Raw genomic sequence first — 13124 nt, 5'->3', positions numbered from 1 at the left:
TATTGCATTTGGTTCGCATTAACTGACCGCGTACCGCGACGATGGGTCATCGGCGCTATTTGGGGGACCGCAATTCGCGGCGGATCATTAGTTTCAGGCCGGACCAGACGGCATCGACCGCGCATACCTTCACATCAACCAGGCCCATCGGCAGAATGATCTCTCGAATGACGTCTTCGGTGATGTCGGTGGGCTGTTTCGATGCCTTTTTGGGCCAGGAAATCCAGATAAAGCCGCCTGGCGCGATCGCTGTCCGCAAGTGCGTCGCAAGCCGGGCAAGCTCGGCACGGGTGGTGACAAACACATGCGCGGCATCAAGCCGGGCTTCCATGGTCGCGCATTCGTCAACACCGATGCCTACCGGGTCTATTTCGGTGCGGACGCTCTCGGGCATCGCGCTGAACCAGACGCGCATGCCGGGCTTGAATCCCAGCTTTTTGGCGAGCGGGGTGCCGGAATAGCCCGCCACCGGGGTCGTCATAACCAGCTCGCGATCTGGGTGAGTGGCTTTTTGCGCAGCGCGTGGAGCGGGACGGTGGCGTCGGGCGCGGCATGGCCAGCGACGATGATCATCACCGGCTTCTCGCTCGCCGGCCGTTTGCACACGCGGTTAAGGAAGCGCATCGGATTGGGGGTATGGGTCAGCGTCGTAATATTGGCAGCGGTTAGCGCGGCGAGCAGAAAGCCGCAGGCGATGCCGACGCTTTCGTTGACGTAATAATTTTGCTTGTCGTCGCTGGGCTCAATCCCGCCGCGCCGCTGCGCGAAAGCGACGATCAGCCAGGGTGCGCTTTCGAGAAAGGGCTTATCTGGATCAGTGCCGAGTGGCCCCAATGCATCGAGCCATTCGGGGCCCGCTTTGCCGTTATAAAAGGCGCGTTCTTCTTCTTCGGCGGCGACGCGGATCTGGGCCTTCAGATCGGGGCTTTCGATCACCGCAAAATGCCATGGTTGGTGATTGGCACCACTTGGTGCGGTGCCCGCCGCCTCAATCGCGGCTTCGATGATTGCGCGCGGTACTGGCGCGTCGCTGAAATAGCGACAGCTGCGCCGGGTAAGGAGGTGATCGCGAAAGGCCTGTGTGCGGGCGAGTCGCTCGTCATCGGCAATCGCGGGCAGGCCGGGCCAGGGCTGGGCAGGGTGATCTAGCATGAAGAAATGTCCGACGAGTCTGGTGGCCGCGACGACCTGTGCGTGCCTGTGGTTACCCTGCCGACTTTTGGCACAGTGCGGCAGCGCTGGGCAGCCCCTTTGCGTGCGGCGTTGTCGTCATTGCTGGCGCTATGCGTCTCGCTGCGGGCCTAGTCGAGCAGACTGTCTTCCTCGACGGGCGCCAACGCTGGCGACAGCAGCTGAATGATGCCCAAAGCGACCAGATAGGCACAGCCGGCAACCGCAAAGATTGGCGTATAGGAGCCCAATGTCGCCAGCATCGCGCCAGCATATTGCGACATCGCCATGCCGCCAATTGCCCCCATTGCCCCGCCCATGCCGATCACCCGGCCGACCGCGCGTTTTGGAAACAGATCGGATGGCAGGGTGAACAAATTGACCGAAAAGCCCTGGTGCGCCGCCCCTGCTAGGCCAATGATCGCAACCGCCAGCCACAGATTAGAGATATTGACCGCGATGATGACCGGCAAGGCGAGCAGCGCGCAGACCAGCATCGTCAGCTTGCGTGCCCGGTTGACCGATACCCCGCGCTTGATCAGCGCCGATGAGGCCCAACCGCCAAGAATGCTGCCCGCGTCCGACATGATATAGATCGCCGCGAGCGGCAGCCCAAAGGTCTTCAACTCCAGCCCGTGCCGTTTGTGGAGAAAATCGGGCAGCCAGAACAAAAACATCCAGAATACCGGATCGATCAGCATTTTCCCGATCGCAAAAGCCCAGGCTTCGCGCATCCGCAAAATGCGGCTCCACGCGATCGGTGCGGACAGTTCAGGCGTCTCCTCCACCGGCATCTTGTCGACGATGCCGCCACCGACATTTGGCCGGCGGTAGAAGATCAGCCAAAAGGCAAGCCAGACCATGCTCGCCAGGCCCGTCGCGACAAAGGCCGCGCGCCAACCATAGGCACCGACAACGACCGGCACGATCAGCGGGGTAACGATCGCGCCGACATTGACGCCGGCATTGAACAGGCCGGTGGCAAAGGCGCGCTCCTGCTTGTCAAACCATGCCGCGATCGCGGCCAATCCGGCGGGATAGCCGCCGCCTTCGCCGATGCCGAGCAGCGCCCGCGCCATCATGAATTCACCGGCGCTGCGGGCGAAGCCATGCGCCATCTGCGCGACCGACCAAATGACGAAAGCGACTGCCAGGCCGATGCGCGCGCCGAGCCGATCAACCACCGCACCGAACATTAGATAGCTGGTTGCGTAAGCGGCCTGGAACCAGAAAACCATATTGGCATAGTCCATCTCGCTCCATTTGAGCTCAGCGGACAGGCTGGGCTTGAGGACGGCGAGCATCTGCCGATCGAAATAATTGAACGCCATCGCACTGAAGAGCAGCGCGGCCACCCACCAGCGCCCGCGGTGGCGCGCCGGTGGATTGATCGTTTCAGCGCTTGGCGTAGCGACCGCCCCCATGACAGTCACTGGTCGTCCACATAGCGGAACCGGATCCGCGAAATGATATCGCCCACAGCCTCCAGCGGTTGGCCATAGATATCGAAGAGATGCGCCCGCAGCGACGCTTCGTCATAAACGTCGGGCGATGAACCAGCGAAATCCTCGGGCCGCAGGTCCATTGGCGCCAGAACATCAATCGCTTCGATCTGGATACGCATCCGCAAGGCGTTGAAGACAGGGGGAATGCCGAGCGCGTCTGAGCCGGATTGCACAATCACGCGGGCGGTAACGGTTTCCCCTGGCCGATATCCCCGCCATTTAGGCCAGCGGCGATCACCGGGACGAAAGACGGTCGTTAGCGATCGATTGAGCAATAGCGGCTCGTACGTCAGCCGAAACGCCATCTCATCGCGTGGCAAATCCAGGGGTTTAACCGGTAATGGTGCCTGCGTGGTTGCGGGCTTGGATGTCGTCATCCCAACGCTTTGCGCATAATGTCGAGCAAGGTCGCATCCGGCTTGTCGAGGCCGGTCAGGATCTTGAACGCTGGCGCTGCCTGGAACAGGTTCATGTGCTGGCCCGAATGCGTGCGATGGCCAGCGTTGCGCGCCAGCTTCAGGGTCAGCGGCAAGTCTTCGAGCAGAATGTCTGCGACGATGGCGGCTTGGGGCAGGCGCGACAGATTGGCCATTGATTGGGCCAGATCCATTTCGACATTGCCCGTCATGGCGGCAAAGGCGCTGAACTTTTCGTTCGGCTGCGCGCCTTTGTTCGATGTGTTGACGACCAGACCAGCATCGGCGATCTCTTCGCCAAGCGCGCTTTCGGCAACGGCGCGCGCGGTTGTCAGCGGCGCAATAAGATCGGCGATCGTCTGCGCCTTGGCGACGGTGCGGTTGACGATCACCACTTCGCGCGGCTTTTCCTTGGCCAGTTCATAGGAGATGGGCAGCGCCGTGCCCCCGGCACCAAGAATGACGATCTTCTGGCCAGCAACGCAGCCGGGATATTCGTTGAGCAACCCGGCCACAAAGCCGATGCCATCGGTATTATGGCCGACAAAGCGATCGCCGTCCCGGGCGATCACATTGACGCTGCCAATGACCTCGGCAGAGGGCGCCAGACCATCAAGCGATGGCGCGATCTTGTCCTTAAAGCCCGATCCCGCACCGCCGCCGCTATAGATTGAGCAAGACCTTAACCCCGCAACAATCTCGCCAACCCGCGCCGGATCGCCGATCATGAAGCAACTGCGATAGGGCAGGCCATAATGGGCGAACACTGCATTATGCATCGCCGCCGATCCGCCCGGATAATCGTGATCGATCAGGAAAACATAAAGGCGTTCCAGCTTTTCGTCGGCGAGATCGAGCGCGTTATTGCGGGGTTGGGCCGCAACACTGACCAGCCCCGACTCAATCATCGCTTTGATAGGTGCCAAGGGCGCAGCTTTGCTACCGCCCCCAAAAAGGGTGCTGAAAATGCCCATGATATCCCCTTGCCCCGAGTTTGACTGCGTGTGGTAAACGGATACGCCCTCCTAACAGGGCGCGCAACTGCTCGGCTATCGGCTTACCGGGGCTGTACGCCGCCAATATCGGGCCTTTTTGCCATCAGCAATCGGCTATCTAGCGACAATGAAGCGACATTTTTTGCGTCAATCAACGCATGAGAATTTTATCGGATCAACGGCAAAAAAGCGTCACCAAAGAGCTCAGGCACCAGTATCTGCCCAAGGACGACAGGGGACCCGGCGTTCTTGCTGGTTGCTGCCGATAAATGAGCGCTTAATCGCGCCGGGCGGCGAGCTTGGCAGTGATGGCGATTGGGGTCGCGACCAGCGCGATATGGCGGACCAACGGCACAATGATGTCCAGCGGCGCCGTCCCTGGAACCTGATCCGGCCACCGCAGCGGCAATACGATCCAGGTCATGATGAAGGCCAGGATCATCCCATAGCCAAAGGCGCTGATTTCCGGCGTGCTATTGACCAGCGGTAAACGGGCAGCCGCGATAAGATAAACCAGCACCATTGCCAGGATAATGCCGAAATGGACGGCGGCGCCAATTGCCAGCACTGTCGTTGCATCGGCGATGGCCGCTGGATCAACGACAGCGCCTGCGATCAGGCGCAAGACGGATTCAGGCGTGCCACCACTGAGCTTCGCGAGGCCAACTTGTCCGAGCAGATCCGCTGCGCCGGCAAACATCGTGCCGCCCAGCAGCGCCAGGATAAAGCCGACGACGCTGTAGGATGTCGGCTTTGCAGCGATATACCATGATCCGCCCGTCACCGTTGTCATGATCGTGTTTCGTGCTGAGCGAAGTCGAAGCACAGGGCGCACCGCTTGGCCTTCGACTTCGCTCAGGCCGAACGGAGGTGGTGCAGATTTAACGCACGTTGCTGTAGTGCAGTCACTCCCGCCGATTCGCATGGCGTGACAATGCGAACAATTTCCAAGCGACGGCGACGACCATCGATAGGTGGACGCCGTTGGCATATCGGTGGCAGGAATCGTCATTGTTATTCCCCCTTTCGCGCGCGATCGCCGTGATCGCGCTATTGGGGAAAGAGGTTCGGCAGGCCGCCTTCTCGACAGCGCTGCGTTTCTATTTTTCGGGGGCAGGGCTGCCCATTAACGTGGCGAAAAATCCCTGATGCGCCGCCCGCAAGTCAGTCAGGCTGACGACGTGGTCGGTGACCGGGCATTCGACGATGATGCGGTTTGCAATGGTGCGGCCAATGCGCTCGACTGAGACCTCGGCATCGATCGAGGCATGCAGAAAGTCGTTGAGATGCTCGTCGCGGATGGTCGCGACATAGAGACCCTGATCCTCGGCAAAATAGGTCCGAGCGAGGCCATAAGGCAGCGGTGCGCTGATCATGGCGCCGATATCGCCTGCCAGGGCCATTTCCGCGATGGCGACGATCAGGCCACCGTCGGACACGTCATGAACCGCGCTGAGCGCCCCTTTTTCGATCTGCGCGCGGACGAATTCGCCATTTCTGCGCTCGGCGGCCAGGTCGACGCGGGGGGGCGGGCCGTCCTCGCGCCCGTGGAGCTCCCGCAGCCACAGCGACTGGCCAAGATCGTGGCGCGGCGTGCCGATCAACATGATGACATCGCCGGTGCCTTTGAAGGCAATCGTGGCTGATTTGGTCCAGTCGGCAAGCAAGCCAACGCCGCCGATTGCGGGGGTGGGCAGGATGGCCGATCCCGTGCCGTCCTCATTCTTGGTTTCGTTATACAGGCTGACATTGCCCGACACGATCGGGAAATCGAGTGCAGCGCACGCCTCAGCCATGCCCTCGATACAGCCAACGAATTGCCCCATAATCTCAGGGCGCTGCGGGTTGCCGAAATTCATGCAATCGGTGGTGGCAAGCGGCTTCGCGCCGACAGCGGACAGGTTGCGATAAGCCTCGGCAATCGCCTGTTTCCCGCCCTCGACCGGATCGGCAAAGCAATAGCGCGGGGTGCAATCGGTCGTGATTGCCAGCGCCTTGCCGGTGCCATGGATGCGGACCACCGCTGCATCGCCGCCGGGCGGCTGAAGCGTGTCGCCGCCAACCTTCTGGTCATATTGCTCCCAGATCCAGCGCCGTGAGGCAAGATCGGGCGACGCCATCAGCTTGAGCAAATCGCCAGCAACGTCCTTGCAGTCGGGGATATCGACCAGCGCCTTGGCGGGCGGGGTGGCGACCCAGGGGCGGTCATAGGCGGGCGCATCGTCGGCGAGCGGGCCGAGCGGGATGTCGGCAACGGTTTCGCCGTGGTGGACGAGCACCATGCGGCCCGTATCGGTCACTTCGCCGATCACCGCGAAATCGAGTTCCCATTTGCGGAAGATGGCCTCGGCGAAATCCTCCTGGCCAGGCTTGAGGACCATCAGCATGCGCTCCTGGCTTTCGCTCAGCATCATCTCATACGCCGTCATGCCAGTTTCGCGCTGCGGCACCTTGTCCATGTCGAGCCGGATACCGACGCCGCCCTTCGATGCCATTTCCACGCTGGAGGACGTCAGACCCGCCGCGCCCATATCCTGGATCGCGACGATCGCATCGCTGGCCATCAGTTCAAGACAGGCTTCGATCAGCAGTTTTTCGGTGAAAGGATCGCCGACTTGGACAGTGGGGCGCTTTTCCTCCGAATCCTCGGAAAAATCGGCCGATGCCATGGTCGCGCCATGGATGCCGTCGCGGCCAGTCTTGGAGCCGACATAGACGATCGAATTGCCAACGCCCGATGCGGCGGAATAGAATATCTTGTCCTGCTCGGCGATGCCCACGGTCATCGCGTTGACCAGGATATTGCCGTCATAGGCGCGGTGGAAATTGACCTCACCGCCGACCGTCGGCACGCCGACGCAATTGCCGTAACCGCCAATGCCATGGACGACGCCCGCGATCAGGTGGCGCATCTTGGGGTGATCGGGGCGCCCGAAACGCAGCGCATTCATATTGGCGACGGGGCGTGCGCCCATCGTGAACACATCGCGCAATATGCCACCAACCCCTGTCGCCGCGCCCTGATAGGGCTCGATATAGCTGGGGTGGTTGTGGCTCTCCATCTTGAAGATCGCGGCCTGACCATCGCCGATATCGATAACGCCGGCATTCTCGCCGGGGCCACAAATGACTTGTGGGCCAGTGGTTGGCAGCTTTTTCAAGTGGATACGGCTGGATTTATAGCTGCAATGTTCAGACCACATGACCGAGAAGATGCCAAGTTCGGTCAGGTTGGGCTCGCGGCCAAGCGCGTTCAGGACGCGGGCATATTCGTCTTCGGACAGCCCATGCTGGGCGACGATTTCAGGCGTGATGGCGCTCATGTCCTCGCGCATAGCGGTGTCGAGGCGACGCGTCACCCCCGGTTCGATCCTCGCTTAGCCGTTGAATACAGATCGAAACGTTAGTTAACATAAAAGCAACCATCACTTGTGGTAATGCGCTTGGCTGATAATATCATCATAACAATCTATAGTTAATTTGCGTTTTAGTAATGCTAAATCATCATAAATGGCACTAAGACAATTTAGTGACATTTATTAGATATCACGCTCTCAATAGATTTTGGGAGGTGGTTACATGAAACAGCACGTCACCATGGAAGATGTTTGGGTTCCAAAGGGCGCGGATGCCGCGCCACGCCGATTCATCAAGCCATTGTCTTTCGTGCCGATGTTTGCGCGGGGCGGCGACACACTCCAGCGTTTGGCAGCAGAAGCGAAGCGTCGCCCCGATGATGCCGGGGCATTTGAGCGGCTCGGCATCGCCTATGCCAATTCCGGCGATCATGCCCAAGCCGCTCAGGCGCTTGGCGAATCGGTTGCGATCGACCCGAACCGGAGCCGTGCCTGGTCAGCATTGGGCGAAGCGCAGACCCGCGCTGCTGGCGCGGATCAGGGCCCGATCCCCCATGCCGCCCGCCGCTCATTTGATCGTGCCCTGGCACTCGATCCGGAGGATGTGCGGGCGCAATTCTATCTCGCGCTCGACAAGGACGCGCAAGGCGCGCCTGAGCTGGCCATCGACGCCTGGCTCGGTCTGCTTCGCGTCGTCTCGCTCGGTTCCGGGCCGGAAGAGAAGATCCGCGCAGCCATCCTCGCGTCGCTCAATCGAAAGATGCATATCGATTGAGCCGGGCGCGGCAATGCCTACCCCATCGCGGCGGCGGCGTATGTATTGCCACGCCTTGGGGTAGTTATCGGCTATTCGCTGGCGCGACCGCGATTGCCGAGGCTTGCGCTGCGGGCAGGCGGATCAACGGCCAGAGCAATTGTTCGCCGGCGCTGGTCGGCGGCAGATTTTCGACGCCGTAAAGCTCAGGATAGCGGCGCGTGATCTTGGCGGTGCCAAACAGCATGTCCCATACGAAAAGCAGATTGCCGAAATTGCCCTTATAGTTGGTCACCCCATCATGCGCGTGGCGGCCATGGTGCGCGAAATGCGTCGCAGGGGTGGAGATGACGCGTTCAACGAGCCACATCACCGGTGCGGTAAAGCGGTTGCGATAAAGCGGTTCGTCCCAGCGAACATCCGAATGGGCGCCGATGATCACCGCCATCTTGACGACCGTATAGCCCGCATAAAGCCAACCCAGACCCAGATAGATGAGTACGCCTGCGAACCACAATGAGGGCATTAGGGCATAGTAAAAGATGTTGTTTCGATAGACGACGCGGACCGACATATATTCGGCATTATGATGCGGCCGGTGGAGCTTGTAGAGCCACGACACCGTGTGGCTCGCCCGGTGCCACCAATATTGCATCATATCTTCGCAGACGAGCAGCAGCGCGAGTTGGGCCAGGACCGGCCAGCCGATCAGCGCGTCACGCGTGCCGGGGGCGATCATCTGGGTGAGGGCAAACCCGCCAGCGACGACCAGCGGCTGGGTCACGGCGATCAACATCACCGTCCCGACAATCTCGACGATTGCATCCTGGCGTGTCGCCCCGGGTTTACGAAAAAAGCCCACGCTGATCGCTTCTAGAAGGGCAAAACCGACATAGACGCCGGCAATCGCGATTAGTTCCATTCTCATCTGCGCTCTCCCTGGCGCGCCCGCGCCGGGGCTACCCGATTGCGATAGGCGAGTTGACGGCGTAAGAATGACAAGAGGTTGGCATTTGGACGTGCGATGACACGACTGCTCGATTTCGACACGCCCAGTCTGGTGTCTTTGCTGCCGAGGGAAGCGGCGACCGCGCTGCGTCAGGCGGCGACAATGGTCGTCCATGGCGATGGGGCGTTAATCTTTTCGCGCGGCGATGCGCGCCCGGGGCTTAGTCTTGTCCGGACTGGCGCGGTGCAAATCGGTAACCCTGGGATCGACGGTTCGTTTGTTGTCACGTCAGTGCTCGGTCCAGGCCAATGTTTCGGCGAAATGACTCTGTTCGGTAACTTGCCACGCACGCATGATTCGGTCGCGGTCGGCCAGACAGTGATCGATCACCTGACCCCGACAGCCTATGCCGCGGCCAGCGCCGCGCATCCGGCGATCAACCAGGCGATATTGGGGATGATGGCGCGACGCATCTACGCGCTGCTTGAGTTCAGCGACGATCTGCGCCGCCTACCATTGATCGTCCAGTTGGCCAAGACTTTGCTGCGGATGGCATCGGCGGGTTCGCGCGGCACCGCCGTACAGGCTAATCAGGAGGCGATTGCCGCGACATTGGGTGTATCCAGGGTCGCCATTGGCACCGCGCTGGCGACGCTTGAAGGCCAGGGGTTGATCAAGCGCGGCTATGGCCGGGTGGCGATTCCCGACCGCGCCGCGCTGCAGCAATGGGTGGCCGACCGGACGATGTTGGCGCCGATTGACGGGTAGGGTTGACGTTGGCGATCTGCGGGCTTCAGTCTTTGGGCAGTTCACGGATTTCAATCGTGCCGCCGGCTTCAAAGACAGGATTGCCGATTACCAGCGCCTTGGCGGCAGCCAGATCGGGCGCGGCGATCCGGATGAACCCGCCCAGCTGCGCGCTGATCGGTGGCGGGGCGCCGGCCTTGTTAATGCAGATGCCGTCGCCAATGCTGCTGCCGCCTTGAAAGGCGCCGGAAGCATGGAGCATGCCGAAATACGCATCCCATCCCGTGTCGTCGACATTGGGATCAGCATCGCGGTGCATCAGCAGGATATAGTCGGTCATCAGGCGTCCTCGCGCGGGCCGTTGAGCCAGCGCCCAATGATAACACCGGCCGCCGCACCCGCAAATTGCGCGAGGATAAATCCCGGCGCGTCGATCGGGCGGATTCCGGCAAAGCTGTTGGTTATGGCGCGTGCGATGGTGATGGCCGGGTTGGCAAAACTGGTCGATGAGGTGAACCAATAGCCAGCGACGATCCAAAGCGCGACCAGGGCGGGCACGGCATCTGGCCGCTGGCGGCTGCCCACCACGATCGTGAACAACAGGCCAAAGGTCGCGACAAACTCGCCGATCCATTGGCCGGTGCCCGTGCGCGACTTGATGCCCAACTGCAGCAAGGGCAGGTCGAACATCGCATGGACGATCAACACGCCGATGATGCCGCCGATCAATTGCGCGGCAATGAAGGGCAGCCAGTCGCGGCGCGCGCCGAGCATCAGCGTTACCGCCGGGTTGAAATGCGCGCCCGAAATCGGCCCGAGCAAGGTGATGAGCACATAAAGCACCGCCCCGGTCGCGCCCGTATTGCCCAGCAAGGCAATGGCGTCATTGCCACCCGACAGCCGCTCGGCCATCACGCCGGATCCCACGACGGTGGCGAACAGGATGAGCGCGCCGATGAACTCAGCGGCGATCGCGCGGACGCCGCTGGTCGTCACAGAATGTCGCGGACGAGATCCTGCGGACGGCAGAGCCGAACGCCCTTGTCGGTCTCGACCAATGGACGGTTGATCAGCACCGGGTGCGCCATCATAGCATCAAGGATCGCATCACCGTCCTTGTCGAGCAGGTCGAGCTCAGCGCAAAGCTCTGCGGCGGGGGTGTTGTGCGTCCGCAACCCGGCGCGCGGCGTGATGCCGGCGCGGGCATAGAGCCCCGCCAGCGTATCGCGGCTGGGCGGAGTCTTGAGATAGTCGATAACCTCGACGTCGATGCCGGGCGTCTCCTGAAGGATCGCCAGCGTCTTGCGCGAGGTACCGCAGGCGGGGTTGTGCCAGATGGTAGCTTTCATCAGTTGCACCCGCACGCTGTCTTCGAGGTCAGCGCGTCAATCGTGGCGGAGGTGCCATAGGTCGTGGCCTCGCCTTCGGTCAGGAAGGTCTCCCAGACGACGCCTTGCGGATCGGTGATCCAGCTTTTTTCCGACTTGGCGTAGCAACAGGTGGTCTTGCCCTCCTCAACCACGGGCGCATCGGCTTTTTTGAGGCGGGCATAGACATCGGCCAGCTCGCCGGCATCTTCGACCTGAATGCCGAGATGCTCGACGCCTGCGGCGGTCCCGCGCATCGAAATCGCAAAATTGACGCGCGGATCATCGAGCATCCATTTGGCGTAATCGGGCTTGGTCACGCTCGGTTCAGAGGCGAATAGTGCCGAATAGAAACCGATGGAGCGATCAAGATCATCGACCGCGACATGGACATGGAGGCGCTTCATGCGACTTTCCTTTGTGTTTCGGAGGCAGCAACAGCGTCGGGCGCACAGGCGGCGCCCCCGCAGCAATTCTCAGTCAGATAATCGACCAGCCCCGTCATCGCGGCAAAGTCTGCCGAATAGATGAGGGAACGGCCCGCGCGACGGCGGATCACCAGCTTTGATCGCTCAAGCTGCGTGAGGTGAAACGACAGCGATGACGCCGGGATGCCAAGCCGCGTCGCCATGTCGCCCGCTGCCAGGCCATCCGGTCCCGCTGCCACCAGCGCCCGGAATGCAGCGAGCCGGTGATGCTGGGCAAGCGCGCTCAATGCGGCGATAATGTCGTCGGGGCTTTTCATTTCGATATTTCCACTAATATCGAAATGAAAAGCTGTCAATACGCCGTGGACGGACTCGATCTTCCGAGCAGGTCTGCCATTGGCTCAAGTTTCAACGGCATCGCCCTATTTGGTAGCGGCTGGCGCGAGTGCCCTGGTTTCGATGAAGCGATAGGCATCGGCGGCGCTTTGATCGGCGCGTTCTTCCATCGGGATATGGCCGGTCTTGGGATAGACGATCAGCTGGCTGCCGGCGATCCGCTGGGCGAGCCATTTGCCCGACGAGGCCGGGATCAGCGCGTCATTCTCACCCCACAGGATCAGGGTCGGGGTCTTGATCCGCGCCAGCTTTGCGTCGGTCGCATAATCGGGGGCGGTGGAAAAGCGATCGATCGTCGCGATGCGATTGCCGGGGTACCGCAGCATTTCCCAGTAGCGATCGATCTGCTGATCGGTGGCGAGGCGCTTGTCATAAAAGGCACCAGGCAGCGATTCCGCGATCAAACTGCGCGGCGTGATCATCGCCGCCAAATTGCGGATAATGGGGGTTCGGGCGATCCGGAAGGCGAGTGGCGGCGACGGGTTACCGGGCTCGGGCTGGCCCGACGCATCCACCAGGATCAGGCCAGTCAGATGCTCAGGATAAGACAGCGCATAATGCCAGGCGACGCCGCCGCCCATCGAATTGCCGGCCAGGATCATGTGATCGACGCCAATTTTGGCACGGACCTTTTCGACCACATCGACAAAGGCGGCTGAACTATAATTGCTGGTGGGGCTCGGGCCCGTCAGACCATGACCGGGCAGGTCAAAGCGGATGACGCGATAGCGCTTGCCGAGCCGCTCGGCCCAGGCATCCCAGGTGTGGAGATCGGCGTTGGAACCGTGGATCAGCATCAGCACGGGCGCGCTCCGCCCGCCGGTATCCCGCAGATGCACGGTCAGTCCGCCGCCGAGATCGACAAATTGTGATGGTGGCGCGCCATATTTTGCGCGCATCGCTGCAGGATCGGTATCGGGGGTGCGGAAATACAGCATCGCGCCGCCAACGGTGATCATCAGGACAATCAGCAGCCAGCCCAGAAACTTACGCATTGATTTTGGTTTCCCCATTCATTGTGACCCATAAAAAGGGTCGACG

The 13124-nt window shown here is 61.1% G+C and carries 17 protein-coding genes; 3 read left to right on the top strand and 14 right to left on the bottom strand.

The window, feature by feature from the left end; translation table 11 throughout:
- Positions 1-55 precede the first annotated feature (55 nt).
- Both B7Y43_RS09990 and B7Y43_RS09985 read right to left on the bottom strand, forming a co-directional pair.
- Positions 56-481, bottom strand: a complete 426-nt coding sequence (locus tag B7Y43_RS09990; protein ID WP_374131496.1) for a hypothetical protein — start codon at positions 479-481, stop codon at positions 56-58.
- A complete protein-coding gene (locus B7Y43_RS09985; RefSeq protein WP_374131495.1) occupies positions 478-1152 on the bottom strand; it encodes a nitroreductase family protein in 675 nt (224 codons plus the stop codon). Before B7Y43_RS09985 ends, B7Y43_RS09990 begins: the two co-directional genes overlap by 4 nt.
- 6 nt (positions 1153-1158) lie before the next feature.
- Between B7Y43_RS09985 and B7Y43_RS09980 the strand changes: the two genes are divergently transcribed.
- Positions 1159-1305 carry a hypothetical protein gene (locus B7Y43_RS09980; RefSeq protein WP_374131494.1) on the top strand — a complete coding sequence of 49 codons (147 nt, stop codon included), beginning with the start codon at positions 1159-1161 and terminating at the stop codon, positions 1303-1305.
- On the opposite strand, the gene B7Y43_RS09975 is transcribed toward B7Y43_RS09980, so the two are convergent.
- The 5 genes from B7Y43_RS09975 to purL form a co-directional block, all read right to left on the bottom strand.
- Positions 1302-2594: an MFS transporter gene (locus B7Y43_RS09975; protein ID WP_374131570.1), complete on the bottom strand. Its 1293-nt coding sequence runs from the start codon at positions 2592-2594 to the stop codon at positions 1302-1304. The genes B7Y43_RS09980 and B7Y43_RS09975 overlap by 4 nt on opposite strands.
- 5 nt (positions 2595-2599) lie before the next feature.
- Complete coding sequence (locus B7Y43_RS09970) at positions 2600-3052, bottom strand: hypothetical protein (RefSeq protein WP_374131493.1); 453 nt, start codon at positions 3050-3052, stop codon at positions 2600-2602.
- Positions 3049-4017 (bottom strand): shikimate dehydrogenase, encoded by a 969-nt coding sequence (locus tag B7Y43_RS09965; RefSeq protein ID WP_374131492.1) that lies wholly within the window; start codon positions 4015-4017, stop codon positions 3049-3051. The genes B7Y43_RS09970 and B7Y43_RS09965 overlap by 4 nt, the downstream gene beginning before the upstream one ends.
- Positions 4018-4363: 346 nt before the next feature.
- On the bottom strand, positions 4364-4879 hold the full coding sequence (locus B7Y43_RS09960) for a hypothetical protein (RefSeq protein WP_374131491.1): 516 nt from the start codon (positions 4877-4879) through the stop codon (positions 4364-4366).
- A gap of 307 nt (positions 4880-5186) precedes the next feature.
- Positions 5187-7409, bottom strand: a complete 2223-nt coding sequence (gene purL, locus B7Y43_RS09955; RefSeq protein ID WP_374131569.1) for a phosphoribosylformylglycinamidine synthase subunit PurL — start codon at positions 7407-7409, stop codon at positions 5187-5189.
- Between the two features lie 256 nt (positions 7410-7665).
- Here purL and B7Y43_RS09950 point away from each other — a divergent pair, with 256 nt between their 5' ends.
- Complete coding sequence (locus tag B7Y43_RS09950; protein WP_374131490.1) at positions 7666-8217, top strand: tetratricopeptide repeat protein; 552 nt, start codon at positions 7666-7668, stop codon at positions 8215-8217.
- Positions 8218-8281: 64 nt separating this feature from the next.
- On the opposite strand, the gene B7Y43_RS09945 is transcribed toward B7Y43_RS09950, so the two are convergent.
- Positions 8282-9124 (bottom strand): sterol desaturase family protein, encoded by an 843-nt coding sequence (locus B7Y43_RS09945; protein ID WP_374131489.1) that lies wholly within the window; start codon positions 9122-9124, stop codon positions 8282-8284.
- A gap of 96 nt (positions 9125-9220) precedes the next feature.
- Between B7Y43_RS09945 and B7Y43_RS09940 the strand changes: the two genes are divergently transcribed.
- Entirely contained in the window at positions 9221-9913 is a 693-nt protein-coding gene (locus tag B7Y43_RS09940; protein WP_374131488.1) for a Crp/Fnr family transcriptional regulator, read from the top strand.
- A gap of 25 nt (positions 9914-9938) precedes the next feature.
- On the opposite strand, the gene B7Y43_RS09935 is transcribed toward B7Y43_RS09940, so the two are convergent.
- The 6 genes from B7Y43_RS09935 to B7Y43_RS09910 all read right to left on the bottom strand — a co-directional run bounded on the left by B7Y43_RS09935 (position 9939) and on the right by B7Y43_RS09910 (position 13078).
- A complete protein-coding gene (locus B7Y43_RS09935; RefSeq protein ID WP_374131487.1) occupies positions 9939-10232 on the bottom strand; it encodes a hypothetical protein in 294 nt (97 codons plus the stop codon).
- Positions 10232-10888 (bottom strand): MIP/aquaporin family protein, encoded by a 657-nt coding sequence (locus B7Y43_RS09930; protein ID WP_374131486.1) that lies wholly within the window; start codon positions 10886-10888, stop codon positions 10232-10234. The genes B7Y43_RS09935 and B7Y43_RS09930 overlap by 1 nt, the downstream gene beginning before the upstream one ends.
- On the bottom strand, positions 10885-11241 hold the full coding sequence (locus B7Y43_RS09925) for an arsenate reductase family protein (RefSeq protein ID WP_374131485.1): 357 nt from the start codon (positions 11239-11241) through the stop codon (positions 10885-10887). The genes B7Y43_RS09930 and B7Y43_RS09925 overlap by 4 nt, the downstream gene beginning before the upstream one ends.
- Positions 11241-11666 carry an ArsI/CadI family heavy metal resistance metalloenzyme gene (locus B7Y43_RS09920; protein ID WP_374131484.1) on the bottom strand — a complete coding sequence of 142 codons (426 nt, stop codon included), beginning with the start codon at positions 11664-11666 and terminating at the stop codon, positions 11241-11243. The genes B7Y43_RS09925 and B7Y43_RS09920 overlap by 1 nt, the downstream gene beginning before the upstream one ends.
- Positions 11663-12004, bottom strand: coding sequence for a helix-turn-helix transcriptional regulator (locus B7Y43_RS09915; RefSeq protein ID WP_374131483.1), 342 nt, complete (start codon positions 12002-12004; stop codon positions 11663-11665). Before B7Y43_RS09915 ends, B7Y43_RS09920 begins: the two co-directional genes overlap by 4 nt.
- A gap of 105 nt (positions 12005-12109) precedes the next feature.
- Positions 12110-13078: an alpha/beta fold hydrolase gene (locus tag B7Y43_RS09910; RefSeq protein ID WP_374131482.1), complete on the bottom strand. Its 969-nt coding sequence runs from the start codon at positions 13076-13078 to the stop codon at positions 12110-12112.
- Positions 13079-13124 lie beyond the last annotated feature (46 nt).

The sequence above is a fragment of the Sphingomonas sp. 28-62-20 genome (assembly GCF_002281505.1).
This window is presented reverse-complemented; position numbering and strand designations above follow the sequence as displayed.